This is a genomic window from Ancylobacter aquaticus, from assembly GCF_004339465.1.
GTDB lineage: Bacteria > Pseudomonadota > Alphaproteobacteria > Rhizobiales > Xanthobacteraceae > Ancylobacter > Ancylobacter aquaticus.
On record NZ_SMFY01000002.1, the window covers coordinates 342,309 to 367,280 of the forward strand.

At 68.1% G+C, this 24,972-nt stretch carries 24 protein-coding genes and 1 tRNA gene; 15 read left to right on the forward strand and 10 right to left on the reverse strand.

Annotated features, from left to right (window positions below):
* The first annotated feature begins 55 nt into the window (after positions 1-55).
* Both queA and tgt read left to right on the forward strand, forming a co-directional pair.
* Positions 56-1,141 (forward strand): tRNA preQ1(34) S-adenosylmethionine ribosyltransferase-isomerase QueA, encoded by a 1,086-nt coding sequence (gene queA / locus EV667_RS11200; protein WP_131835425.1) that lies wholly within the window; start codon positions 56-58, stop codon positions 1,139-1,141.
* The gene (tgt, locus tag EV667_RS11205) at positions 1,138-2,292 is read left to right on the forward strand and encodes a tRNA guanosine(34) transglycosylase Tgt (protein ID WP_131835426.1); all 1,155 of its coding nucleotides are present in this window, start codon (positions 1,138-1,140) and stop codon (positions 2,290-2,292) included. The genes queA and tgt overlap by 4 nt, the downstream gene beginning before the upstream one ends.
* 113 nt (positions 2,293-2,405) lie before the next feature.
* On the opposite strand, the gene wrbA is transcribed toward tgt, so the two are convergent.
* Positions 2,406-3,005, reverse strand: coding sequence for an NAD(P)H:quinone oxidoreductase (gene wrbA, locus EV667_RS11210; RefSeq protein WP_131835427.1), 600 nt, complete (start codon positions 3,003-3,005; stop codon positions 2,406-2,408).
* A gap of 224 nt (positions 3,006-3,229) precedes the next feature.
* On the opposite strand from wrbA, the gene EV667_RS11215 reads away from it, so the two are divergent.
* Positions 3,230-3,306, forward strand: a tRNA-Lys gene (locus EV667_RS11215).
* A gap of 48 nt (positions 3,307-3,354) precedes the next feature.
* Positions 3,355-3,840, forward strand: coding sequence for a hypothetical protein (locus EV667_RS11220; RefSeq protein ID WP_131835428.1), 486 nt, complete (start codon positions 3,355-3,357; stop codon positions 3,838-3,840).
* 36 nt (positions 3,841-3,876) lie between these two features.
* On the opposite strand, the gene EV667_RS11225 is transcribed toward EV667_RS11220, so the two are convergent.
* Entirely contained in the window at positions 3,877-4,515 is a 639-nt protein-coding gene (locus EV667_RS11225; RefSeq protein ID WP_131835429.1) for an alpha/beta fold hydrolase, read from the reverse strand.
* An 80-nt stretch (positions 4,516-4,595) separates the two neighbouring features.
* Here EV667_RS11225 and EV667_RS11230 point away from each other — a divergent pair, with 80 nt between their 5' ends.
* The gene (locus EV667_RS11230) at positions 4,596-4,886 is read left to right on the forward strand and encodes a DUF2218 domain-containing protein (RefSeq protein WP_131835430.1); all 291 of its coding nucleotides are present in this window, start codon (positions 4,596-4,598) and stop codon (positions 4,884-4,886) included.
* 5 nt (positions 4,887-4,891) lie between these two features.
* On the opposite strand, the gene EV667_RS11235 is transcribed toward EV667_RS11230, so the two are convergent.
* Positions 4,892-5,143, reverse strand: a complete 252-nt coding sequence (locus EV667_RS11235; RefSeq protein ID WP_131835431.1) for a sulfurtransferase TusA family protein — start codon at positions 5,141-5,143, stop codon at positions 4,892-4,894.
* Positions 5,144-5,342: 199 nt separating this feature from the next.
* Between EV667_RS11235 and mobB the strand changes: the two genes are divergently transcribed.
* Positions 5,343-5,882, forward strand: coding sequence for a molybdopterin-guanine dinucleotide biosynthesis protein B (gene mobB / locus EV667_RS11240; protein WP_131835432.1), 540 nt, complete (start codon positions 5,343-5,345; stop codon positions 5,880-5,882).
* Here mobB and mobA read toward each other — a convergent pair.
* From mobA to recG, 3 genes are read right to left on the reverse strand one after another with little or no spacing between them, the layout of a single operon-like run.
* Entirely contained in the window at positions 5,867-6,484 is a 618-nt protein-coding gene (mobA, locus tag EV667_RS11245; protein WP_131835433.1) for a molybdenum cofactor guanylyltransferase MobA, read from the reverse strand. The genes mobB and mobA overlap by 16 nt on opposite strands.
* Complete coding sequence (locus EV667_RS11250) at positions 6,481-6,918, reverse strand: YbaN family protein (protein ID WP_245516115.1); 438 nt, start codon at positions 6,916-6,918, stop codon at positions 6,481-6,483. The genes mobA and EV667_RS11250 overlap by 4 nt, the downstream gene beginning before the upstream one ends.
* Before the next feature lie 10 nt (positions 6,919-6,928).
* Positions 6,929-9,010, reverse strand: a complete 2,082-nt coding sequence (recG, locus tag EV667_RS11255) for an ATP-dependent DNA helicase RecG (protein ID WP_131836318.1) — start codon at positions 9,008-9,010, stop codon at positions 6,929-6,931.
* A 159-nt stretch (positions 9,011-9,169) separates the two neighbouring features.
* Here recG and EV667_RS11260 point away from each other — a divergent pair, with 159 nt between their 5' ends.
* Both EV667_RS11260 and mfd read left to right on the forward strand, forming a co-directional pair.
* Positions 9,170-9,466 (forward strand): FAD assembly factor SdhE, encoded by a 297-nt coding sequence (locus EV667_RS11260; RefSeq protein WP_131835434.1) that lies wholly within the window; start codon positions 9,170-9,172, stop codon positions 9,464-9,466.
* Positions 9,467-9,496: 30 nt separating this feature from the next.
* A complete protein-coding gene (gene mfd, locus EV667_RS11265) occupies positions 9,497-13,012 on the forward strand; it encodes a transcription-repair coupling factor (protein ID WP_131835435.1) in 3,516 nt (1,171 codons plus the stop codon).
* A gap of 217 nt (positions 13,013-13,229) precedes the next feature.
* On the opposite strand, the gene EV667_RS11270 is transcribed toward mfd, so the two are convergent.
* Together EV667_RS11270 and EV667_RS11275 are read right to left on the reverse strand one after the other, a co-directional pair.
* Positions 13,230-13,538 carry a hypothetical protein gene (locus EV667_RS11270; protein WP_131835436.1) on the reverse strand — a complete coding sequence of 103 codons (309 nt, stop codon included), beginning with the start codon at positions 13,536-13,538 and terminating at the stop codon, positions 13,230-13,232.
* Positions 13,539-13,711: 173 nt separating this feature from the next.
* A complete protein-coding gene (locus EV667_RS11275; RefSeq protein WP_131836319.1) occupies positions 13,712-15,412 on the reverse strand; it encodes an extracellular solute-binding protein in 1,701 nt (566 codons plus the stop codon).
* Positions 15,413-15,761: 349 nt separating this feature from the next.
* Between EV667_RS11275 and EV667_RS11280 the strand changes: the two genes are divergently transcribed.
* Entirely contained in the window at positions 15,762-16,511 is a 750-nt protein-coding gene (locus EV667_RS11280; RefSeq protein ID WP_131835437.1) for an invasion associated locus B family protein, read from the forward strand.
* A gap of 111 nt (positions 16,512-16,622) precedes the next feature.
* Here the strand turns inward: EV667_RS11280 and hspQ are convergent, their stop codons facing one another.
* Entirely contained in the window at positions 16,623-16,952 is a 330-nt protein-coding gene (gene hspQ / locus EV667_RS11285; protein ID WP_207907768.1) for a heat shock protein HspQ, read from the reverse strand.
* A gap of 166 nt (positions 16,953-17,118) precedes the next feature.
* On the opposite strand from hspQ, the gene EV667_RS11290 reads away from it, so the two are divergent.
* Positions 17,119-18,081 (forward strand): AEC family transporter, encoded by a 963-nt coding sequence (locus EV667_RS11290; RefSeq protein WP_131835439.1) that lies wholly within the window; start codon positions 17,119-17,121, stop codon positions 18,079-18,081.
* A 1-nt stretch (position 18,082) separates the two neighbouring features.
* On the opposite strand, the gene EV667_RS11295 is transcribed toward EV667_RS11290, so the two are convergent.
* Positions 18,083-19,294 carry a UbiH/UbiF family hydroxylase gene (locus EV667_RS11295; protein WP_131835440.1) on the reverse strand — a complete coding sequence of 404 codons (1,212 nt, stop codon included), beginning with the start codon at positions 19,292-19,294 and terminating at the stop codon, positions 18,083-18,085.
* A gap of 171 nt (positions 19,295-19,465) precedes the next feature.
* Here EV667_RS11295 and EV667_RS11300 point away from each other — a divergent pair, with 171 nt between their 5' ends.
* The 5 genes from EV667_RS11300 to EV667_RS11320 all read left to right on the forward strand — a co-directional run bounded on the left by EV667_RS11300 (position 19,466) and on the right by EV667_RS11320 (position 24,962).
* The gene (locus tag EV667_RS11300; RefSeq protein ID WP_131836320.1) at positions 19,466-20,197 is read left to right on the forward strand and encodes a CDP-alcohol phosphatidyltransferase family protein; all 732 of its coding nucleotides are present in this window, start codon (positions 19,466-19,468) and stop codon (positions 20,195-20,197) included.
* Between the two features lie 46 nt (positions 20,198-20,243).
* A complete protein-coding gene (locus tag EV667_RS11305; RefSeq protein ID WP_131835441.1) occupies positions 20,244-21,221 on the forward strand; it encodes a quinone oxidoreductase family protein in 978 nt (325 codons plus the stop codon).
* Between the two features lie 208 nt (positions 21,222-21,429).
* A complete protein-coding gene (locus EV667_RS11310; RefSeq protein ID WP_131835442.1) occupies positions 21,430-22,980 on the forward strand; it encodes an ABC transporter ATP-binding protein in 1,551 nt (516 codons plus the stop codon).
* On the forward strand, positions 22,970-24,046 hold the full coding sequence (locus EV667_RS11315; RefSeq protein ID WP_131835443.1) for an ABC transporter permease: 1,077 nt from the start codon (positions 22,970-22,972) through the stop codon (positions 24,044-24,046). Before EV667_RS11310 ends, EV667_RS11315 begins: the two co-directional genes overlap by 11 nt.
* A complete protein-coding gene (locus tag EV667_RS11320) occupies positions 24,039-24,962 on the forward strand; it encodes an ABC transporter permease (protein WP_131835444.1) in 924 nt (307 codons plus the stop codon). Before EV667_RS11315 ends, EV667_RS11320 begins: the two co-directional genes overlap by 8 nt.
* The last annotated feature ends 10 nt before the right edge of the window (positions 24,963-24,972 follow it).

Consider the following 24,972-nt stretch of genomic DNA (forward strand, 5'->3'; position numbering starts at 1 on the left):
GTCATCCCGGCCGCGCTGCTGCGCGCGCCGGGATCGCTATTTCAGGCTTAGCCGGATGCGCGTCGACCTGTTCGATTTCGATCTGCCGCCCGAGCGCATCGCGCTGCGGCCCGTCTCGCCGCGCGATGCGGCGCGGATGCTCGTCGTGCGTCCCGGCGCCACGCCGGAGCTGGCGGACGCGCAGGTGCGCGACCTTCCCGATCTGCTGGCGCCCGGCGATGCGCTTGTCGTCAACGACACACGCGTGTTTCCGGCTCGCCTCGACGGCATTCGCCGCCGCGCCGCCTCGCAAGGGGAGGGCGTGCAGGTGGAGGCGATGCTGCACAAGCGGCTCGGTCCCGATAGCTGGCTGGCCCTGGCGCGGCCGGGCAAGCGGCTGGCGGTTGGCGACAGGATAGAATTTTCCGCCGCGCAGGGTGCCGTCACGCTCGCCGCCCATATCGAAGGGAAGGGCGAGGGCGGCGAGGTCACGCTGCGCTTCGCGGCGTCCGGCCCGGCGCTCGATGCCGCCATCGCCGCCATCGGCCACATCCCCCTGCCGCCCTATATTGCCGCCAAGCGCCCGGACGACGCGCAGGACCGCGCCGACTACCAGACCATGTTCGCGGCGCATGAGGGATCGGTCGCCGCCCCCACCGCCGGGCTGCATTTCACCCCCGAACTGATCGCACGGCTGGCGGCGCGGGGCGTCGAAACCCATCGCGTCACGCTGCATGTCGGTGCCGGCACCTTTCTGCCGGTCAAGGCCGACGACACCAGCGACCATCGCATGCACGCCGAATGGGGCGAGGTCTCCGCCGACACCGCCGCCGCGCTGAATGCCGTCAAGGCGCGCGGTGGACGGGTGGTCACGGTCGGCACCACGGCGACGCGGCTGATCGAGAGCGCAGCGTCGGAGGCCGGGCGGCTCGCCGCGTGGCGGGGAGAGACCGACATCTTCATCACCCCGGGCAGCGATTTCCGCTTCATCGACGGCATGCTGACCAATTTCCACCTGCCGCGCTCGACATTGGTCATGCTGGTGGCGGCCTTTGTCGGCCACGACACGCAGAAGCGCGCCTATGCCCACGCGATCGCGCAGGGCTATCGCTTCTATTCCTATGGCGATGCCTGCCTTTTGCTGCCAAAAGCCCGGCCATGAACAATCCTGACCGTCGCGAACAGACCGACTTCCACTACCGCCTGCACGCCACCGATGGCGCGGCCCGCCATGGCGAGGTCGTCACGCCGCGCGGCGTCATCCGCACGCCCGCCTTCATGCCGGTGGGCACCGCCGGCACGGTGAAGGGCATGTATCCCGAGCAGGTGCGCGACCTCGGCGCCGACATCCTGCTCGGCAACACGTATCATCTGATGCTGCGCCCCGGCGCCGAGCGGGTGGCGCGGCTCGGCGGGCTGCACGAATTGATGCGCTGGCCGCACCCGATCCTTACCGATTCCGGCGGCTTCCAGGTCATGTCGCTCGCCGGGCTGCGCAAGATGAGCGAGAAGGGCGTCACCTTCCGCTCGCATATCGACGGCGCCTATCACGAGTTGACGCCCGAGCGCTCCATCGAGATCCAGGGCCTGCTCGGCGCCGACATCCAGATGCAGCTCGATGAATGCGTGCGGCTGCCGGCCAGCAAGGATGAGATATCCCGGGCCCTCCAGCTCTCGCTGCGCTGGGCCGAGCGCTCGAAGAAGGCGTTCGAGGCGCAGCCGAAGGAGCGGGCGCTGTTCGGCATCGTGCAGGGCGGCGACGATGCGGAACTGCGCATAGAATCCGCGCGCGGGCTCATCGACATCGACTTCCCCGGCTATTCCATCGGTGGCCTCGCGGTCGGCGAGCCGCAGGCGGTGATGCTGGCGATGCTGGAGGTGGTGACGCCGATCCTGCCAGTGGACAAGCCGCGCTACCTCATGGGCGTCGGCACGCCGGACGACATGATCGAGAGCGTGGCGCGCGGTGTCGACATGTTCGACTGCGTGATGCCGACCCGCGCCGGCCGCCACGCGCAGGCCTTCACCCGCTTCGGCAAGATCAACCTGAAGAATGCCCGCCACGCCGACGATCCGCGCCCTCTGGATGCGGAAAGCGACTGTCCGGCGGCACGCGACTATTCCCGCGCCTATCTCCATCACCTCGTGCGCTGCGAGGAGATGCTGGGGTCGATGCTGCTGACCTGGGTGAACCTCGCCTATTACCAGAGCCTGATGGCCGGCATCCGCGCCGCCATCGCGCAGGGACGGTTCGAGGCGTTCAAGGCCGAGGTCAAGGAAGGCTGGGCGCGCGGGGATATCCCGGCGCGCTGACCCCAGGATGCAACGTCATCCCGGATGGCCGAAGGCCGATCCGGGATCGCGCCGATTGGGGGAGAGCGATCCCGGCGCTACGCTTCGGCGGGATGACGCCGTCTTCATCAAGCTCACCCGTGCAGCTTGCCGGCGATGGTGGCGACATGCTTGCCCTGGAAGCGGGCGCCGGCGAGTTCCACCTCGGAAGGCTGGCGCGAGCCGTCGCCGTCGGCGATGGTCGAGGCGCCATAGGGAGAGCCGCCCTTGATCTCGTCCACGCCCATCTGGCCCTGGAAGGCGTAAGGCAGGCCGACGGCCACCATGCCGTGATGCAGCAGGGTCGGCAGGAAGCCGAGAATGGTCGATTCCTGCCCGCCATGCTGGGTCGCGGAAGAGGTGAAGACCGACCCCACCTTGCCGACCAGAGCGCCAGCGAACCACAGACCGCCGGTCTGGTCGATGAAGCTGCGCATCTGCGAGGCCACCGTGCCGAAGCGGGTGGGCGCGCCGAAGATGATCGCGTCATAATCCTTGAGTTCGTCGACGGTCGCGACCGGCGCCTTCTGGTCGAGCTTGAAATAGCCCGCCTTCGCGACCTCCTCCGGCACCGTTTCCGGCACGCGCTTCACCACCACCTCGGCGCCCGCCTCGCGCGCACCGTCGGCAACGGCTTCCGCCATCGTCTCGATGTGGCCATAGGTCGAATAATACAGCACCAGGACTTTCGCCATGTTCCGCTCCTCGGTTGCGGAACGCCCGGTCCCGCTTGAAATCCTGGGGCGAAGCTAGTGCGGCCGGCGGCGCGGCGGAAGCGGCATGATAGACGGAGCGCTCTTGCATTCGTGCAATCGAGCAAGCGATCTCATGGCACGGGTGGCCTTCCGGAAACCATGCGCATGAATGGCCTCTGCGGCTTGCCTTCGCCGAGCGAAACCCTTAAGCCCCATTCCCGTGGGGGCCCGTAGCTCAGCTGGTTAGAGCGCGTGACTTTTAATCATGAGGTCCTGGGTTCGAGTCCCAGCGGGCTCACCACGCGCAAAGGCGTTGTTCCTGAAGCCGTTTTCAGAAGCGGGTGTTGAGATGTCATACGCAAAGTTTCTCCCGGCCACGGCCTTCGCTTTTGCTGTCGCCGCCGCGTGCCCGGCGCTGGCGGCGGGTGCTTTCGAGTGCCCCACGAGCACGCTCGAAGCCTCCCAGGCGGCCACCATCAAGGCGGCGCTGCCGGCCGGCGACGGGCTCGACGCGCCGGATGCATTGGACGCGGCCGTTGATTCGCTGCGCGCCAAGGGAATCGGCTCGGGGCTCATCATTGATGGCGTGATCGCCGCCTACTGCCCCTCCATCGCAACGCAGGCCGGGCTGAGCGACAGCGCCAAGACCGCCAAGCTCGCGTCCTTCGCCTCGCGCGTCACCCGCACCGTCTATTCGCTCGACAGCGCCGATGCGGTGATCCTCGACGTCGCCTTCCCGCCGGCACTGCTGAACGACATCAACGCCAAGGCCGCCGCTGCGAAGGTCACCCCCGAAGCGTGGGTGCGCGGTGCGGTCGACGCCGCCCTGAAGTGAGGCGTCGCGCCGGCTCCCGTCCGGGCGGCCGGCGCGTCAGTTTCCGGTGATGCTTTCCAGCCGGGCGATCACGGTCTGGTGGAACGGGTCCATCGTATCGATGCTGGTGTGGTCGATGCCCGGCTCGTCGGACAGATCGATGTTCTGCAGGTCGCCGGTATAGCCGGGCACCGCCGTCACCGGCACGCCGAAGCCGTCATCCGCCCAGAAATTGATAAGAATCGCGACATTCTGCGGCACCGGATCGGGATCGGTCGCATCGAAGGTGACAGCGAGATCGACCGCGATGGACCGCTTGTTCAGGCTCTCGGCGACTGTGATCACCGCATTGGCGCCGAGCGAGTGACCGATCAGGATCGTCGGACCCTCATGGCCTTGCTGCTCACGGCGCCGGATCAGGTCGATGACCTGCTGCGCCTCGTCCCAGCCATAGAGTTCGGCGTGATAGCCCTGCGCCTTCAATTGCTTGGCCAGTGCGTCGAGCCCTGTTGAGAACACGCCGAACAGCCCGCGCAGCAGGTAGACATGGGTGTCGGCCCGCGACGGCAGCGGCGCGGCGGCGCTCTGTCCGTGATGCGGCACATGGGCCGGATTGGCGTGCCCGATGGGGCCGGTGAGGAGGACGATGGGAGCGGTCAGGGCGATGAGAGTGAACAGGCGGCGTGGCAGTTTCATTTTTGACCCCGAGGCTTTGGTAGGCTCGGATAGATAGAACGGTTTCCCGGTACTTTTCCATCCCCTTAGGTCAATTCGCCATGCCCAGCACCACTGCCACAATCCCGACTGCTCACGCCAGCCGCTATCTCCAGCAGCTCTGCAAGCATTGGGCGCACAAGCTTGAAGTGAACTTCACCGCAGAGCGGGGCGTCGTCACCTTTCCCGAGGGGACGGTCGCCACAATGGAGGCCGGACCGGACGGGCTCGCGGTGCGGATCGAGGCGCCCGACGCGCAGACGCTGGAGCAGATGAAAGGCGTCGTCTCCCGGCATCTCGACCGCTTCGCCTTCCGCGAAGCGCCGCTGCCCTTCGACTGGCAGGCGGCCTGAGCCGCCTATCCCGACGCGGTTTCACCCTTGCGGATGCGGAAGGACAGGACGCTATCCTGCCGTGCCTCGCTCTCCAGCGTATGGCCGTCCTGGCGGGCAAGATGGGGAATGTCGATCGCCGCCATCGGGTCGGTGCAGTCGACGAGGATCACCGTTCCCGGCGCCACGCGCGCCAGCGCCCGCCTCGTGTGCAGCGCCGGCAGCGGGCATTTCAGCCCCTTGAGGTCTAGTCGCAGCGGCGCGTCGTCGTGATCCATGGCACCATCCCGCGCCGGGGTAGGACGGGCGCGCGCGGCGGGCAAGCGGAAAGCGTGATCGGGTCATCCCGCCTCCCGGCTTGACGCGGCGGGCGGCGGGACGCGAAGTGCCGCACGCTAGAGGGCGATTTACCGATCAGCTTGCGACGCAAGCTGATCGGCGCGTGCTCCAGCGTCGAGACGGGCAGGGGAGACGTGCATGCGGCTGATCGGATTTGCGGGGTGGAGCGGTGCGGGAAAGACCACGCTGCTGGCGCGGCTGATTCCCGTTCTGGTGGCGCGCGGGCACCGCGTTTCCACGGTGAAGCACGCTCACCACAATTTCGATGTCGACAAGCCGGGCAAGGATTCGCACACCCACCGCACGGTCGGGGCCAGCGAGGTGCTCATCTCTTCGGCCAATCGCTGGGCGCTGATGCATGAGCTGCGCGGTTCCGACGAGCCCGACCTGCCGGAACTCGTCGCCCGGCTGTCGCCGGTCGATCTCGTGCTGGTCGAAGGCTTCAAGCGTGACCACCATCCCAAGATCGAGATCCACCGGGCGGAGGTCGGCAAGCCGTTCCTCTATCCCGACGATCCGTTCATCGTCGGTGTCGCCTGCGACCGGGCGGTGCCGGGCTGCCCGCGCCCGGTGATCGATCTCGACGACATTGAGGCCATTGCCGATTTCGCCGACCAGCACGCCGCGCCGGTCGCCGGCATCGCCTGGCGTGTCTCGGCGGATCAGAGCGTGGGATAGGCAGCGAGCAGGCGCTCGGCCTCCGTGACATCCTCGGGGGTGTTGAGGTTGACGAACGGGTCGACCGGCAAGGCCGGCCATTCCACCGGCACGGCACCGCTATGGCGTGCCCAGCGCATCATCCGGCGCTCGTCCTCCTGCACCAGCAGGCGCCGCAAAGCTTCCCGGGCAGCCACCTCCCACACCCCGACCACCGGATGCTCCCGCCCGCCGGAAACGGCATAGGCGGCCCCCGAAGCCTGCGCCGCCCCCACCAGCCGCGCGGCGAGGTCGCGGGGCAGGAAAGGGCAGTCGCTCGGCACGGTGACAAGAAAGCGGGTGGTTGGCGCCTCCCGTGCCAGATGGTCGAGACCGGCGAGGATGCCGGCCAATGGGCCGGGATGGCCGGGGAGGGTGTCCGCCACGACAGGCAGGCCGAGCTCGAATCGCTCCGCCGGCCCGTTGGCGTTCAGGAGCAGCGGGAACACCTGCGGGCCAAGGCGGCCGGCGATGCGCGCCAGAATGGTTTGCCCGCCCAGCTTTTGCAGCCCCTTGTCGCCGCCACCCATGCGCCGTGACAGGCCGCCGGCGAGGATGAGGCCAGCAGGGCCGGCGGGATTCATGCGGTCGGCCGGGTCAGCAGATAGGCGCACACGCCGATGAAAATCGCCCCGATGATCGCCAGCACCGGCACGGGCAGGCCGATGAACACCAGCAGCGCGAAGCTTCCGGCCATGCTGCCGGCAGCAGTAAACTGGGCCCAGCGCGGCACGACGCCATTTGCCCTCCATGCCACCACCGAGGGGCCAAGGCGTGGATGGGTGAGCAGCCAGCGCTCGAAGCGCGGCGAGGAGCGGGTGAACAGCCAGGCCGCGAGGATGAGAAACACGGTGCCCGGCATCACAGGCGTGACGATGCCGATGACGCCCAGCCCGACGCACACCCAGGCAAGGGCAAACATCGCCCAGCGCAAAGGTGCCGCAACGGAAGACGTCTTTCGCTCAGGCTCCGTCATGCAGGGGTGCATCACCGCATCGCCAAGTCGTTCGAGCCTCATCCTGTAGTCATCAACCCGCGCTCAGCAGCTTCACCGCCACGTCCCGCTCGAAAACATGTAGCAACAGCCGCAGAGCCGCGCCACGTGGGCCCTGAAGATCGGAATCGTTCTTGACTGTTTCCAGCGCCTCCGCCCGTGCCTGCACCAGAAGGTCGCCATGCACGTCCAGCTGCGCCAGCTTGAAGCCGGGGAAGCCGCTCTGTCGTGTGCCGAGCACGTCGCCCTCGCCCCGCAGTTTCAGATCCTGCTCGGCGAGGAAGAACCCGTCCTCGGACGACCGCAGCGCCTCCAGCCGCTGGCGGGCGATCTCGCCCAGCGGCCGGCGGTAGAGAAGCACGCAGGTCGAGGCCTCCGACCCGCGCCCGACCCGGCCGCGCAACTGGTGAAGCTGCGCGAGGCCGAAACGTTCCGCATGCTCGATCACGATGATGCTGGCCTCCGGCACATCGACTCCCACCTCCACCACTGTGGTGGCGACGAGAAGCTGGGTCTCTCCGGCGGCGAAGGCGGCCATGGCCGCGTCCTTTTCCGCACCCTTCATCTTGCCGTGGACGAGGCCGACGCGGGCGCCGAAATGCGCGTGCAACTCGCCGAAGCGCGCTTCGGCTGCCGCGAGGTCGGAGGTTTCCGACTCTTCCACCAGCGGGCAGATCCAGTAGGCGCGGCGGCCCTCCTCCAGTGCCCGGCCGAGGCGGGCGACGACCTCGTCGATGCGGTCGGAGGGTATGGCGCGGGTGTCGATGGGTTGGCGGCCCGCCGGCTTCTCGCGCAGTTCGCTGGAGTCCATGTCGCCGAAATAGGTCAGCACCAGCGTCCGAGGGATGGGCGTGGCGGTCATCACCAGCACGTCCACCGCATCGCCCTTGGCGGCCAGCGCCAGCCGCTGGTGGACGCCGAAACGGTGCTGCTCGTCGACAATGGCGAGCGCCAGTTCGCGGAAGGCGACGCCTTCCTGAAATAGAGCGTGGGTGCCGATGACGAAGTCGATCTCGCCAGCCGCCAGCCGGGCGAGCAGTTCCGCCCGCGCGCGCCCCTTCTCGCGGCCGGTGAGCAGCGCGACGCGAAGGCCCGCCTTCTCCGCCAGCGGGGCAATGGTCTTCATGTGCTGGCGGGCGAGGATTTCGGTCGGCGCCATCAGCGCCGCCTGTCGTCCGGCCTCGATGACGGTGGCCGCCGCCAGCAGCGCCACCACCGTCTTGCCCGAGCCGACATCGCCCTGCAGCAGGCGCAGCATGCGGTCCTGCGAGGCGAGGTCGGCGCGAATGGCCGTCAGCGCCTCGACCTGCGAGCCGGTAAGGGAGAAGGGCAGGGCTTCGAGGATGCGGTCGGATACCTTCCTGTCGCCAAGGCTCGGTCGCCCCGCCTGCTTCACCGTGCTGGCGCGCAGCAAAGCGAGGGCGAGTTGGCCGGCGAGCAGTTCGTCATAGGCGAGCCGCTGCCAGGCCGGGCCGAGCGGGCTGGCGTCCAGCGTATCGTGCGGCTGGTGAACCTTGCGCAGGGCGGCGAGGAAGCCGATTTCTGGCGCCTCCGCCCGCCATTCCGGCAGATCGCCGGCCTGAGCGAGGGCGGCCTCGACGGCGCGCCGCACATGGCCCTGTCCCAGCCCCTCGACGAGGGGATAGAGCGGCTCGATCGGCGGCAGCTTGGCAAGGCCGGCGGCATCCACCACGCGGTCGGGGTGAACCATCTGCGCCATGCCGTCGTAAAGCGTGACGGTGCCGGACACCCAGCGCGTCTCGCCGACGGGGAGCAGGCGCTCCATCCAGCTCCGCTCGGCCTTGAAGAAGGCGAGCCCGAGGTCGCCGGTCGCGTCATGGCCATAGACCCGGTAGGGGGCGCGGGAACCGCGCGGCGGGGCGACATGGCGGTCGACATGGATTTCCACCGTCACCACGGTGTCGGGCGCCACCTCGGCAAGCGTCGGCCGCGCCCGCCGGTCGATGGTGGAGGAGGGCAGGTGCAGCAGGAGATCGAGCACCCGCGCGCCTTCCTCGCGCCCGAGAAGGCGGTTGAACGGACGCGCGAGCTTCGGGCCGATGCCGGGCAGTCCGGTGATTTCGGCGAAATAGGGATTGAGGATGTCGGGCCGCATGATGCCGGGAAGGTGGACGATGGGCGGGCGGGGCGCAATCGTCCTGTCAGGCATCGCACCAGCCATGCCCATAAGCCACCTGACAGCGGCGCCCGCGCGCGTTAGATACACCGCCTTCCCAGCGTCGCATTCCGGCGCCTCCGCCACCGAGGTCGACACATGACCGGCACCACGCGCTCCAGCGCCGGCCTCGATGCCCGCCGCCGCCGCATTCTCTACCGCTCGTGGCATCGCGGCACGCGCGAGATGGACCTGTTGATGGGCCGCTTCGCCGATGCCTGCATCGGCGAACTGAGCGAGGACGACGTCGCCGCCTTCGAGGAACTGATCGAGGTCGAGGACCCGGACCTCTATGGCTGGCTCGGCAGCGGCGTGCCGACGCCGGAATTTGACACCCCGCTTTTCCACCGCTTCCGCCAGTTCCACCTGTCGGGAGAGGGTGTTCCCGAGATATGAAGCCGACCACGCCATGAAGACGCCGACGACATGAAGACGCCCCTTGCCTCCCTGACCAAACGGCTTGCCCCCGGCCGCACCCTGACTCTCGCCAATGTGCCCGCCGGCATGGAGGGGCTGGTCGTCGCCGATCTCGCCCGGGCGCTCGCCGCACAAGAGGACGCGCCCTGGCCGACGCTCCTGGTCATCTGCCGCGATGGCGAGCGGATGGCGGAGCTGGAGCGGGCGCTCGGCTTCTTCGCCCCCGGTGTCGAGGTGCTGCCGTTCCCGGCCTGGGACTGCCTGCCCTATGACCGCGCCTCGCCCAACAGCGCGATCATCGCCCGCCGCATGACCACGCTGGCGCGCCTCGCCCGGGTGAAGGGCCGAGAGGCCGGCACCATCGTGCTGACCACGGTGAACGCCGCGCTGCAACGCGTACCCCGGCGCGCGCTGATTGCCACGCAGTCCTTTTCGGCGGCGCCGGGCAATGCGCTCTCGCTGGACGAGGTGGTGGGCTGGGCCGAGATCAACGGCTTCCAGCGCACCTCCACCGTGCGCGACACCGGCGAATATGCGGTGCGCGGCGGCATTGTCGATCTGTTTCCCCCGGGCATGCCGACCCCGGTGCGGCTCGACTTCTTCGGCGACACGCTGGAATCGATCCGCTCCTTCGACCCCGAGACGCAGCGCACCGCCATGCAGATGCGCGCGCTCGACCTCGTGCCGATGAGCGAAGTGCAGCTCACCAGCGAGACGATGAAGCGCTTCCGCATGGCCTATGTCGCCGCCTTCGGCGCAGCACCGCGCGGCGACCTGCTCTATGAGGCGGTGAGCGAGGGACGGCGCTATCCCGGCATGGAACATTGGTTGCCTCTGTTCCACGAAGGGCTCGACACGCTGTTCGACTACGCTCCCGACGCGCCCGTCGTGATGGAGGCGCAGGGCGACGAGGCTGCCTCCTCGCGGCTCGAACAGATTGCCGACTATTACGATGCCCGCCGGCACGGGCTGGAGCATGGGGGCGCCTCCGTACCCTACAAGCCGCTGCCGCCGGATGCGCTCTACCTGACGGCGGAGGAGTGGAAAGCCCGGCGCGAGGGCGCGCGCAATCTCGCGCTCTCCGCCTACGCGCTGCCGGAATCGAAGGACGTGATCGACCTCGACGGCCGCGCGGCGCGCTCCTTTGCGCCGGAGCGGGCGGACCCGGAAGCGGCGCTGTTCGACATTGCCGCCACCTATCTGCGCGAGTTGGCAAAGTCCAAGCGCACCATCCTCGCCGCCTGGTCGGACGGCTCGCGTGACCGGCTTTCCACCGTGCTGGCCGATCACGGTCTCAAAGGTACCCAGACGGTCGGCTCGCGCGATGCAGCCGAGGCGCTGCCCAAGGGCACGATCGCACTGGCGGTGCTCGGCATCGAGGCCGGCTTCGAGACCGACTCCCTCGTCGTCATCGGCGAGCAGGATATTCTCGGCGACCGCCTCGTGCGACCCAAGCGCAAGGCGCGCCGGCCGCAGGACGTGATCGCGGAACTGGGCGCACTCACCGCCGGCGACCTCGTGGTGCATGTCGACCACGGCATCGGCCGCTTCATCGGGCTGAAGACCATCGAGGCGATGGGCGCGCCGCACGACTGCCTCGAAATCCACTACGCCGAAGGCTCCAAGCTCTTCCTCCCGGTGGAGAATCTCGAACTGCTGTCACGCTACGGCTCGGAGGATACCGAGGCGCAGCTCGACCGGCTGGGCGGCGGCGGCTGGCAGGCGCGCAAGGCGCGGATGAAGAGCCGCATTCGCGAGATGGCGGCAGAGCTGATCAAGGTGGCGGCGCAGCGCCAGACGCAGGAAGCCCCGCGCCTGGTGCCGGCCCCCGGCATCTATGACGAATTCCGCGCTCGCTTTCCCTATGAGGAGACCGAGGACCAGGAAGCCGCCATCGAGGCGGTGTTCGACGATCTCGGCTCCGGCCACCCGATGGACCGGCTGGTGTGCGGCGATGTCGGCTTCGGTAAGACCGAGGTGGCCTTGCGCGCGGCCTTCGCCGTGGCGCTGAACGGCAAGCAGGTGGCAGTGGTGGTGCCGACCACGCTGCTGGCGCGCCAGCACTTCAAGACCTTTTCCGAACGCTTCAAGGGACTGCCGGTCGTGGTGCGGCAATTGTCGCGGCTGGTGACGGGCAAGGACATGACGGAGGCCAAGAAGGGCCTCGCGGACGGCACCGTCGATATCGTCGTCGGTACCCATGCGCTGTTGGGCAAGGCGATCTCGTTCCGCGACCTCGGCCTCGTCATTGTCGACGAGGAGCAGCATTTCGGCGTCGGCCACAAGGAACGGCTGAAGCAGATGCGCGCCGAGGTGCATGTGCTGACCCTCACAGCGACGCCGATTCCGCGCACGCTGCAGCTCGCCATGACCGGGGTGCGCGAACTGTCCATCATCGCCTCGCCGCCGGTGGACCGGCTGGCGGTGCGCAGCTTCATCACCCCGTTCGATCCGCTGATCGTGCGCGAGGCGCTTCTGCGCGAGCGCTACCGCGGTGGCCAGAGCTTCTATGTCTGCCCGCGCATCGAGGACCTCGCCGAGGTGAAGGACTTCCTCGACAAGGCCGTGCCGGAGGTGAAGGTCGCTGTCGCCCATGGCCAGATGGCGGCGACCCAGCTCGAAGAGATCATGTCCGCCTTCTATGACGGGCAGTTCGACGTGCTGCTCTCGACGACGATCGTGGAGTCCGGCCTCGACATCCCGACCGCCAACACGCTGATCATCCACCGCGCCGACATGTTCGGCCTCGCCCAGCTGTACCAGCTGCGCGGGCGGGTGGGGCGCTCCAAGACGCGAGCCTATGCCATCTTCACCCTGCCGGTGCAGAAGCAGGTGACGGCGCAGGCCGAACGCCGGCTGAAAGTTCTACAGTCGCTGGATACGCTGGGGGCGGGCTTCCAGCTCGCCAGCCACGACCTCGACATTCGCGGCGCCGGCAATCTCTTGGGCGACGAGCAGTCCGGCCATATCAAGGAGGTCGGCTACGAGCTCTACCAGGAGATGCTGGAGGAGGCGATCGCCAACCTCAAGGCCGGCATCACCGCGCCGGTCGCCGACAAATGGTCGCCCACCATCTCCATCGGCACGCCGGTGCTGATCCCGGAGGACTATGTGACGGATTTGCATGTCCGCCTCAGCCTCTACCGCCGCCTTGCCGATCTGGAAACCGACGCCGAGATCGAATCGATGGGCGCGGAAATGGTCGACCGTTTTGGCACGCTACCGGAAGAGGTGGAGCAGTTGCTCAAGCTGGTGGGCATCAAGGCGCTGTGCCGCCGCGCCAATGTCGAGAAGGTGGATGCCGGGCCGCGCGGCATGGTGCTGACCTTCCGCGGCGGGCGCTTCGGCAACCCTGCCGGCTTCATCGCCTATGTCGGCAAGCCGCATGTGGTGGCCAAGATGCGGCCCGACGGCAAGGTTGTGTTCTCGGAGGACTGGCCGAGCGCCAATGCGCGGCTCAAGGGCAGCGCCGGCATTCTCAAGGAACTGGCGAAGATCGCCGAGCAGGGGGCGAAGGCGGCGTAGACGCCGCCTCGCGGCGAAGGCGGCGTAGCCGCTGCCTCGCGGCGAAGGCGGCGTAAGCGGGCCGCCTCGCTGGGCCAGCCGTCATCCCGGCCGCAGCCGACGGCGGAGGGCCGGGATCGTTCCCAGGATGGGGGCGCGATCCCGGATAGGACCTGCGGTCCTTCCGGGATGACGCAGGAGAGAGGGGCCCCGGCTGGCGGCCCCTCAGAGCTTGCGCTCAGTCCAGCGGGCTCTCATAGGCGCCGTCGCTGTCGGGCATCACGTCGGCATCGACATCCGAGCCGGGGCCGCTGAGGTTCTCGTAATTGCCGCCGGCCTGGTCCATGTAGTCCTGGCTTTTATCTGCTCCCGGATGATCCGGCAGTGGGCCGTAGTCGAGATAGTTCGGGTTGTTGATCGGCGGAATGGTGATTTCCAGCCCGCCCCCGGCCGGCTTGCTCGGATGCACCTCGATCGGCTGCTGCGCGCTGGCAGGCGCCAGCCCTGCGACGAGGAGGGCGGCGACGGAAAGGACGGCGTAACGCATGGACTTGGCTCCAGCACTTCAATCGAACGAGGCCGGCCCCGCCTTTGCAGGCTGGCCGCGCGCACTGCCCTTAAGGACCGCGTTCCGGCGCGGCTGTCCAGCGCTTCATATAGGCGATGACGCGGTTTTGGCCGTCTGTGGCGCGAAGGTTCGTTGCTCCGGACGGTGCCCGGCTAGCCCTTTCCCTGCCACCAGCTTTCCGCCAGCGTGCCGGAAAGCGCCAGCGTCTGCGGGCGCTCCACCTTGCGCCAGCGCGCGATCCACTGGCCCGGGGTGTAGAACAGCGGCACCGAGAATTGCGCTGAGATGAGCACCCGGTCGAGCGCACGCACCGCCGAGACGAAATCCTCTCGCGCCTGCGCCGCCAGCAGCGCCTCGATCATCGCGTCCGCCGCCGAGCTCTTCAAGCCCATGAAATTGCGGGTGCCGGGGGTGTCGGCGGCAGCGGAGCCGAAATAGAACGCCTGCTCGTTGCCCGGCGAGAGCGACTGGTCCCAGATATAAGGCACCATGTCGTAGTCGTAGGTCTGCTTGCGTGCCTCGAACTGCACGTTGTCGACGAGGCGGATGTTCAGCGTGATGCCCGCCCGCCGCACCATGTTCTGATAGGCGAGGGCGAGCCGCTCCTGATCCTTGGTGCCGACGAGAAGCTCAGGCGCGAAGGGCTGGCCGCTTGCACGGTTGGCCAGCATGCCGGCCTTCAGCTCCCAGCCGGCGGCTTTGAAAAGCTCCAGCGCCTGACGCAGCTGCGTGCGGTCGCGGCCCGAGCCGTCCGAGCGCGGGGCGTGCCATGTGCCGTCCATCACCGAAGGCAGCACGGCGTCGGCATAGGGGGCAAGCAAGGCGCGCTCGCGCGCATCCGCCGCGCGGCCGAGCGAGGAGAGCTCGGAATCGTCGTAGAAGCTGCCATTGCGGCGGTAGAGACTAAAATAAAGGTTCTGGTTGGCCCATTCAAAATCGAACAGCGCCACCATCGCCTGCCGCACCCGTGCGTCCGCGAAGAGCGGGCGGCGCATGTTGAAGATCAGTGCCGAATAGGGTTTCGGCGTGCCCGTGGCGACATCCTCGGTGACGATGCGGCCGTCGCGCACGGCGGGAAAGTCGTAGCCGGTCTTCCAGCGGCCGGGGTCGGTCTCGTAGCGAATGTCATAGAGCCCGCGCTTGAAGGCCTCAAACTGTGCATTCACATCCCGGTAGAAGTCGTAGCGAAGACTGTCAAAATTGAAATTGCCGCGATTGACCGGCAAGTCCACGCCCCAATAGGCGGGCGCCCGCGCCAGCAGCACAGACTCGCCCGGCTTGACCTCGGTGACGACATAGGGACCGCTGCCGAGGGGCGCCTTGAAGCTGGTCTGCTCGAAGCTGTCGGCATCGGTGGCGTGGCGGGCAAGCACCGGCATGAGGGCGAGGATAAGCGGCAGTTCACGGTCGACCACGCCGAAGGTGAAGCGGATGGCGAGAGGGCCCGTCACCTCGGCCTTCGCCACCTTGCCATAATAGGTGCGGTGGTTCGGTCGTCCCTTGGCGCGCAGCAGCTCGAACGAGAACAGTACATCGTCCGCCGTTACCGGCGTGCCGTCGGAGAAGCGGGCGCTCGGGTCGATCCCGAAGGTAACATAGGAGCGCGCCGCGTCCGTCTCGACGCTGCGCGCCAGCAGCCCGTAGCAGGTGAACGCCTCGTCCGGGCTCCGCGCCATCAGGCTTTCGACGATGTTCCAGCGGACGAAGGGCGGGGCAGTACCGCGGACGATGAACGGGTTCAGGCTGTCGAAGGTGCCGACAGCGCCCTGGACAAGCCGCCCCCCCTTCGGGGACAGCGGGTTGACGCTTTTGTAATGGGCGAAGCCGTCCGGATGCAGAGGCGCGCCATGCATGGCGATGCCATGCCGGGGCAGGGCGATTCCCTGGCCGGCAGGAGCGGCCAGATCCGGTGGGGCTACGCTCGCCTGCGCCCATACGGGCGTAACGCGCGGGTAGCCCAATGCCGTTCCGCCAGCAATTAAGACGTTGCGCGCAAAGGCCCGCCGGGTGATACCGCTCACGCATCGGCTCCTGGTTGCGATTCGGATCGTGTTTGCCGCCGACTTCTAGCATGAACCAGACACCGATATGTGCCGGGGTCACTCTGTCGCCTCAATTGCGCTTGAGACAGCCCCACGATCGCGTTATGGCGGCGAAGCGTCCGCTGTTCTCTCTATCCGGTTCGCTCGACAGGAACTCGACATGATCCATCGCTCCACTCTTGCGCGCAGCCTTGCCGGCGCCGCACTTGCGCTGGCCCTTGCGGGCGGCGCTGCGCTCGCCCAGACGGCTCCCGCCAAGCCCGGCGCCAAGCCGGCGGCCCCGGCCGCCCAGCCGGCACCCGCCGCTGGCCAGCAGGCCGCCGCTCCGCAGCAGATTCCGGCGATCCCGATCCCGTGGATGAAGCGCTGCCGGCAGGAAGCCTCGATCAACAAGGAAGTCTGCGAGCTTGAGCAGACCATCATCACCGATACCGGGCAGTTCCTCGTCCGCTTCGGCGTCTTTGAAGTGCAGGACGACCCCAAGAAAGCGTTCACCGTCGCTTTCCCGACCGGTCTCTTGCTGCGCAACGGCTTCCGCGTGGCGCTGGCTAATGAGCAGCCGATCCTGGGCACCTTCGTGATGTGCGACGAGCGCTTCTGCCGTGGCGACATCCAGGTCGACCAGGGCTTCGTCGATCGCATGAAGAAGGCCCCGGGCCTGACCCTGCAGGTCGCCAATGCGGTGGGCCGCCTCATCTCCTACCCGATCGGGCTCGGCGATTTCGCCAAGGTCTATGACGGCCCGCAGACCGACCCGAAGGCGTTCGAGGCGCAGATCGCCAAGATCCAGGAGCAGGTGAAGGGTCGCCAGGAGCAGATCAAGGCCGAAGCCGAGCAGCGCGAGCAGCAGACCAAGGCCGGCCTTGAAAAGCTCGGTGCCGAGAAGCTGAAGAACGCGCCGGCGCAGTGACGCCGGACGCCTTCCGGGGCCAGACCTCTTTGAGGTCAGGCACTTTGCAGATTGCGAACGCCCGGCGATGAGCCGGGCGTTTTCGTTTAAAGGCGGGGAAGGCGGCGACGTCTATTGCAGCCGTTCGCTGCGCACCCGCCAGCCGCCATCGCCATCGGCCGCCAGCATCTCGGCGACCTGGGGATGGCGCACCGGCTCGCCTGTGGTGTCGAGTTCCAGGTTCTGCTCGGACACGTAGGCGACGTACTCGGTCTCCGCGTTTTCAGCCAGCAGGTGATAGAACGGCTGGTCCTTGGTCGGGCGGATATTTTCCGGGATCGATTCCCACCATTCGTCCGTGTTGGCGAATTCGGGGTCGACATCGAACACCACGCCGCGAAACGGATAGTGCCGGTGCCGGACGACCTCACCGATACGGTATTTGGCGTTCCGCTCTTTCATCATGAACTCGTCCGCCTTGAAGGTTGGCGCCCCCGTAGCGGGCGACGCCAGAGCCTGTCAACCGCCGCTCATGCAACGCGCATGCCCGCACGCCGCGACCACAGGGCCGCGACAAGGGCCAAAGATGGCGATTGACCGCAACGAGGCGAGCCGGTAGCGAGCCGTCATGGACGAGGTCCTCGCGCTCGCGCTTCCCTTCTTCGGTGTGATCTTCCTGGGGCTGGGATGCGGCCGGCTGGCGCGCATCCCAGAAAGCGGCCTCGCCTGGCTCAGCTTCTTCATCATCTATCTGGCGCTGCCGGCACTGTTTTTCTCGCTGGTGGCGCGCACGCCTTTTCACGAACTGACCAACGGCTCCTTCATCCTGGCGACGACCGCGACGACGGCGGTGTGCTTCACGCTCTCGCTGCTGGTGGGACTGTGGCTGCGGCGCGGCAACCTGCCCGAGGCCGCCATCGCTGCCATTGTCGGCTCCTACTCCAATGTCGGCTATATGGGGCCGGGGCTGACGCTGGGCGCGCTCGGCGCCGGTGCCTCGGTGCCCACGGCCCTGATCTTCGTCTTCGACAGCCTGTTCTTCTTCACCATCGTTCCCGTGCTGATGGCGATGGGCGGACGCGACAAGCGCGGACTGGGCCACACGCTGCTGCTGGTGGTGCGCCGCGTCGTTACCCACCCGTTCAATATCGCCACCTTTCTCGGGGTCTTGTCGGCCTATCTCGAATTCCAGCCGCCGGCCGCTCTGGACAAGACGCTGGAATTCCTGCGCAACGCCGCCGCCCCCTGCGCGCTGTTCACGCTCGGCGTCTCGGTCGCGCTGCGGCCGATGGGGAAGATGCAAAGCGAAGTGCCGTGGCTGCTGGCGATCAAGCTTGTGATCCACCCGGCGCTGGTCTGGCTGGTGCTGAGCCTGGTCGGGGGCTTCGACCCGGTGTGGGTCGCCACGGCCGTGCTGATGGCCAGCCTGCCGCCGGCGCTGAACGCGTTCATCATGGCCAAGCAGTACGACACCTATGTCGCGGGTGCTTCCGGGGGGGTGCTGGTCGGCACGGTGGTATCGGTGGCGACGGTGACGGCGATGCTTTACGCCATCCAGCACGACATGCTGCCGCACGGGCTGCTGCAGTAGCTCAGACCGGCTCGCCCGCCAGCAGGCGCGGCACGTCGCGGGTCGGCCCGACCCCCTCGCGCATCACCAGGCGTCGCAGCCCCGGCGACTGGCCGAGCATCCACAGGCCGAGCCCGCGCAGGCCGGCGACGGGGAGCAGATCGGTCAGCAGCGAGCGGTTGAACAGGTCGATGGCGAAGCCGCGCGAGGCGACGTCGGCGCGCCGTCGGCGTTCATAAGCCTCCATCACTTCGGTGCCGCCGATATCGCGCCCGGCCCGGCCGGCATCGCCGACGATCTCCGCCAGGGTGGCGGCGTCGCGAATGCCCAGATTGAGCCCCTGCGCGCCGATCGGCGGAAGGATGTGCGCGGCCTCGCCCACCAGCGCGACACGACCCTTGGCGAAGCACGCGGCGGTGCGCTGGCTGAGCGGGAAGCTGCCGCGCGGCGAAACCAGACGCATCGCACCCAGCAGGGAATGCGCCTTGCGCTCCATGGCGAGGGCGAACGCGTCATCGTCCAGCCCCGCCAGCGCCTCGGCCTCCGCCGCCGAGACGACGCAGACGACGCTGGAGCGATTCTCCGGCAGCGGCACGAGGGTGAACGGCCCGGTGCGGGTGTGGAACTCGGTGGAGACATCGCGATGCGGGCGGCTGTGGGCGAGGGTGGCGGTGACAGCGACCTGGGGATAGGCGCGGGTCTTCACCTCGATGCCCGCCGCCCGCCGGCAGGGCGAATTGCGCCCATCCGCCGCCGCGACCAGCGACACGGCGAGGCTGCCGCCGCCCTCCAGTTCCAGCGTGGCGTGCTCGGCCCCATCGACCACGCCGATGACGCGGGCAGAGACGCGCTCGATGCCGGGCGATCCCGCCACCGCCGCGTCGAGGGCGGTGAGCAGCGCTTCGTTCTCGACGTTCCAGGCAAAGCCTTCCAGCCCGAGTTCGCCGGCCCGGAATTCGACCTCCGGGGCACGGATGAGCCGCCCGGTATCGTCGACGAGCCGCATCACCCGCAGCGGGGAGGCGTGCGGGCGCAGCGTCTCCCACACACCCAGCGCCAGCAACGCCCGGACCGAGCCATCCATCAGCGCCGTCGTGCGCGGATCAGGCGTGCGCGGGGGGGCAACGAGCCTGACGGCGACACCGCCCGCCGCCAACGCCAGCGCGGCGATAAGGCCGCTCGCGCCGCTGCCGACCACCGCCGCCATCTGTCCTGTGTGTAGTTCGGATGACATGTGAACCTCCATGTGCATCAGCGGGACTATAAGCCGGACCTGTAGTGTGGGATAAGCAGCCCGGCGTGGTCTGGCAATGCGGATCGCGGCGGGCACATGTATATGTCAGATGCAGAAGAGGCAGGCGGCGATCCTTCGGGACGCGCGGTCGGGGGAGATAAGCCGGTGGCGATGACAACCAAGTCGCTCAGCGCGGGTCCGGCCGGACGTCGCACGCTTGCCTTTGCCGTGCATATCTTCACCGCCTCCGGTGCGGTGTGCGGGCTGATGGCGCTGATGGCGGCGGTCGATGGCAATTGGGCGATCATGTTCGCCTGGCTCGGCCTCGCGCTTTTCGTCGATGGCATCGACGGCACCATGGCCCGGCGGGCGAAAGTGGGCGAGGTGCTGCCGCGCTGGTCGGGCGACACGCTGGACCTTGTGGTGGACTACCTCACCTATTGCCTCGTGCCGGCCTTCGCCGTGGCGTCGGGCGGGTTGATGCCGTTCTGGCTGGCGGTGGCGGCCAGCGCCACCATCCTGCTTACCAGCGCGCTCTATTTCGCCGACACCTCCATGAAGACCGACGACCTGTACTTCCAGGGCTTTCCGGCGGTCTGGAATGTCGTCGTGTTCTATTTTTTCCTGGTCCCGCTCAGTCCCTGGGTGATCGCTGCCATTATCGCCGTGCTGGCGGTGGGCACGTTCCTGCCGATCAAGTTCGTCCATCCGTTCCGGGTCGTGCGGCTGAGGCTCGTTACCCTCGCGCTGCTGGCGCTCTGGGCGGTGCTGGCGGTGGTCGCGGTGGTGGAGGGCATGCGGCCGGGCCTGTGGGTGACGGTCGGGTTGTGCGCCTGCGCGGCTTATTTCACCCTGTTCGGGATGATCCCCTTCCGCAAGCGGGCGGTCGAGCCGCGCCCCTGAGCGCCGGCGATCGCCTCACCTCATCCCTAAACGGCTGGAGAGCACGATGGCGGTGGCGATTCGCGTCCATGAAACGGGCGGCCCCGAGGTCCTGACCCTGGAAGAGGTGTCGCTCGGCGCACCCGGGCCGGGGCAGGTCAAGCTGCGCCATACGGCGATTGGCCTCAATTTCATCGATACCTATTTCCGCAGCGGGCTCTACACGCCGCCGAACGGCCTGCCTTTCATTCCCGGCAACGAGGCGGCGGGCATCGTCCTGCAGGTCGGGGAGGGGGTGAGCGGCTTCAAGCCGGGCGACCGCGTCGCCTATGGCTCGGCGCTCGGTGCCTATTGCAGCGAACGGATCATGCCCGCCGCGCCGCTGGTGAAACTGCCCGATTCGATTGCCGACGAGACCGCCGCCGCCATGATGCTGAAGGGCATGACGGCGCGCTACCTGCTGCGCCAGACCCACAAGGTGAAGGCGGGCGACACGCTTCTGGTCCACGCGGCCGCCGGCGGGGTCGGCCAGATCCTCTGCCAGTGGGCGACGCATCTGGGCGCCACCGTCATCGGCACGGTGGGCTCGGCGGCGAAGGCGGAAATCGCCCGCGACTGCGGCGCCGCCTATGTCATCAACTACAGCGAGGAGAACTTCGTCGAGCGGGTGAGGGACATCACCGAAGGCGCGCTGTGCGATGTCGTCTATGACGGGGTGGGGCAGGCGACCTATCCGGCCTCGCTCGACTGCATCAAGCCGCGCGGCCTGTTCGCCAGTTTCGGCAATGCCTCCGGCGCGATCAAGGATTTCAGCCTGCTCGCTCTGTCGCAGAAGGGCTCGCTTTACGCGACGCGGCCGACGCTGATCACCCATATCGCCACGCGCGACGACCTGCTGGCCAATGCGCGCGACCTGTTCGAGGTGGTCAGTTCCGGCGTGGTGAAGATTCCGGTGAACCAGCGCTACCGCCTTTCGGAGGCCGCAGACGCGCACCGCGACCTTGAGGCGCGACGGACCACCGGGTCGACCGTGCTCCTGCCGTGACGGTACCCCATTCCCGGATTCTGACGCAAAACGCGCCAATTTCCGGACCGGATGGACCAGACTTTAGGCTTGCCCCCGCAATCGTCCATGCCATTCTGCCGGTGTACCGCCACAGAAATGTCGTCCGCATGACCCTCCGCTCCCGGCCAGACTCCGATCCGACAGGCGCCAGCGACCGCGCCTGCCGGCGGCCGCGCGGGTGAGCGGCATGGAGGACGTGCCGGAACGGCCGCGCGCGCTGCTCGAAGCCGTCAAGCTTACGAAAAAATTCGGTTCGCTGGTCGCCAACGACCAGGTCAGCCTCGCTATCCGCGCCGGCGAAACCCATGCGCTGCTGGGAGAGAACGGAGCCGGCAAGTCCACGCTGGTGAAGATGATGTGCGGCCTGCTGCAGGCCGATTCGGGCGAACTGCTCTATGAGGGCACGCCGATCGTCTTCCACGACCCGGCCAGTTCCCGCGCCAAGGGCGTCGGCGTGGTGTTCCAGCACTTCGCGCTGTTCGATGCGATGACCGTGGTGGAGAACGTGGCTCTCGGGCTTCCCGGCCATCAGCCGCTGCCCGTGCTTGCCGCGCGCATCGACGACTGCGTCCGCCGCTATGGCCTCGGCGTCGAACCCTATCGGCGGGTCGGCGAACTGTCCGTTGGCGAGCGCCAGCGGGTGGAAATCGTGCGCTGCCTGCTCGGCGACCCGCGCGTGCTGATTCTCGACGAGCCGACCTCGGTACTGACGCCCGACGAATCGGAAAACCTGTTCCGCACCGTCGACCTGCTCACTGACGAGGGGCGGGCGGTGCTGTTCATCAGCCACAAGCTGGACGAGGTGCGCCGGCTCTGCCACCGGGCGACGGTGCTGCGCGGCGGCAGGTTCATTGCCGAAGTCGACCCCCAGCAGGAGACGTTCGGCAGCCTGGCGCGGCTGATGGTTGGCGCCGACGTGCCCCGAACCCCGCGGGTGACGGCCCACGCCCTTGGCGCGCCGCGGCTGCTGGCGCTTCATCTCAACGTCGCCGGCGACGGCTCGCGCGGTTCGACCCTGCGCGACATCAATTTCGAGGTGCATGCCGGCGAGATCCTCGGCATCGCCGGCGTCGCCGGCAATGGCCAGACAGCGCTGTTCGACGTGCTCTCCGGCGAGACCGAGGTGACGGACCATGAGAGCATCGTCATTGACGGGGAGATGGCCGGCGGTCTCAGCCCGACGCAGCGGCGGGCCCTGGGGGCCGGCTTCGTGCCGGAGGAGCGGCTGGGTCATGCCGCCGCACCGGATATGCGCCTCTCCGACAATGTGCTGCTGACGACCCATGGCGACGGCCACATCGTCAAGGCCGGCATCATCCGGCGCGCGACGTTGTTCGGCCGCTTCCAGGAGATCGTAAAGGGCTTCGACGTGCGCTTCGGCGGCAAGGACCCGAAGGCCCGCCGGCTGTCGGGCGGCAATATGCAGAAATTCGTCATTGGCCGCGAGGTGCTGCGCAACCCCGTGCTTATCGTCGTCGACCAGCCGACCTGGGGCGTGGACGCCGCCGCCGCCGCCTTCATCCGCACCACGCTGCGCGAGCACGCTGCGCAGGGCTGCGCGGTGCTCGTCATCAGCCAGGACCTCGACGAGTTGCTGGAATTCGCCGACCGCATCGCTGTCATGAGCGAGGGCCGGCTGACCACGCCGGTGCCGGTGGCGGGAACCTCGCGCGAGGCGATCGGCCTCGCCATGGGCGGCGCCCACCATGCCGGCGGGGAGGGCAGCCATGCCGCTTAGGCTCGAACGGCAGGAGAACATCTCTCCGCTGCGCCACGCGATGGCGCCTGTCGTCGCGGCGCTGGTGACGCTGGTGGTGGGTGCGGTGATGTTCGTCGTGCTGGGGCACGATCCGCTGCGCGCCTTCACGATCTATTTCATCGAGCCACTCGGCGACGCCTACATGCTGCAGGAACTGGTGGTGAAGGCCTCGCCCCTGCTGCTCATCGGCATCGGGCTCGCCTTCTGCTACCGCGCCAACCGCTGGAACATCGGTGCCGAGGGCCAGTATGTCGCCGGGGCGGTGCTGGGTTCCTGGCTGGCGCTGGCCACCCAGGGCACCGAGGCCGGCCCGTGGGTGCTGCCGGCCATGCTGGTGCTGGGGGCCATCGGCGGCGCGCTGTGGGGGCTGATCCCCGCTTTCCTGCGGGTGCGCTTCGGCGCCAGCGAAATCCTCACCAGCCTCATGCTGGTCTATGTCGCCCAGCTCGGGCTCGACTATCTCGTGCGTGGCCCCTGGCGCGACCCGCAGGGCTTCAACTTTCCCCAGAGCGTCACCTTCGACGATGTGGCGCTGATGCCGCTGCTGATGGGCGAGGGGCGACTGCATGGCGGTATCATCATCGCGCTGCTGGCGGTGGTCGCCGCCACCTTCGTGCTGGGCCGCACGCTGATCGGGTTTTCCATCGAACTTGCCGGCTCGGCGCCGCGCGCTGCCGCCTTCGCGGGCTTTGACGAAAAGCGCGTGACCTATGGCGTGTTCGCCGTTTCCGGCGCGCTGGCGGGCGTGGCGGGGATCATCGAGGTCGCCGGACCGATCGGCCAGTTGCAGCCCACCATCTCGCCCGGCTACGGCTTCACCGCCATCATCGCCGCCATGCTCGGCCGGTTGCACCCGGTGGGCATTCTGGTGGCGAGCCTGGTGCTGGCGCTGACCTATATCGGCGGCGAGGCGGCGCAGATCACCATGCGGCTGCCCTTCGACGTGACGCGGGTGTTCCAGGGCACGCTGCTGATTGCCATCCTCGCGGCCGATATTCTGGTGCGCTACCGCATCCGCCGGGTGGAGGGAACGACCCATGCTTGACGCGGCGATCATAGGCGCGGTTCTCGCCAGCGTCGTGGCGGCGGCGACAACGCTTCTGCTGGCCTCCCTCGGCGAACTGGTGGCCGAGCGCGCCGGCACGCTGAACCTTGGCGTCGAGGGCATGATGATCGTCGGGGCGGCGGTCGGCTATGCCACGGCCTATGGCTCAGGCAGCCTGCTCCTCGGGACAGTGGCGGCGGTGCTGGCCGGCATGGCGCTGTCGCTGGTCTTCGCCGGCCTCGCCATCTGGCTGGCCACCAATCAGGTTGCGTCGGGCCTCGCCACGACAATTCTGGGCCTCGGCCTCGCCGGGCTCATCGGCGCCGGTTTCGTCGGCACCCAGCTCGACGGTGCCCCGCAGTTGCACATTGCCGGGCTGACCGAGTTGCCGGTGGTCGGCAAGGCGCTGTTCGGGCAGGACGCCTTCGTCTACGTCTCGTTCCTGCTGCTGGCGGCGGTGGCCTACACGCTGGCGCGCACGCGGATCGGCCTCGTGCTGCGCGCGGTGGGCGAGAACCACGCGGCGGCACATGCGCTCGGCCACCCGGTGCGCGGCATCCGCACGCTGGCGGTGATGTTCGGCGGCGCCTGCGCCGGGCTCGCCGGGGCGCACCTGTCCCTCGCCTACACCCCTTTCTGGGCCAGCGACATGACCGCCGGGCGCGGCTGGATTGCACTCGCCCTCGTCGTCTTCTCCGCCTGGCGGCCGCTCTGGCTGCTGGCCGGCGCCTATCTGTTCGGCGCGGTCTCGATCTTGCAACTGCACGTGCAGGGGTTCGGGCTGGGGATTCCCTCGCAGTTCCTGTCGGCGCTGCCCTATCTGGCGACGATCATCGCGCTGGTCGTCATCTCGGCGCTGAAACATGGGCGGGGCGCTCCCGCCTCGCTCGGCGTGCCTTTCGTGCCCGATCGCTGAGCACGACATA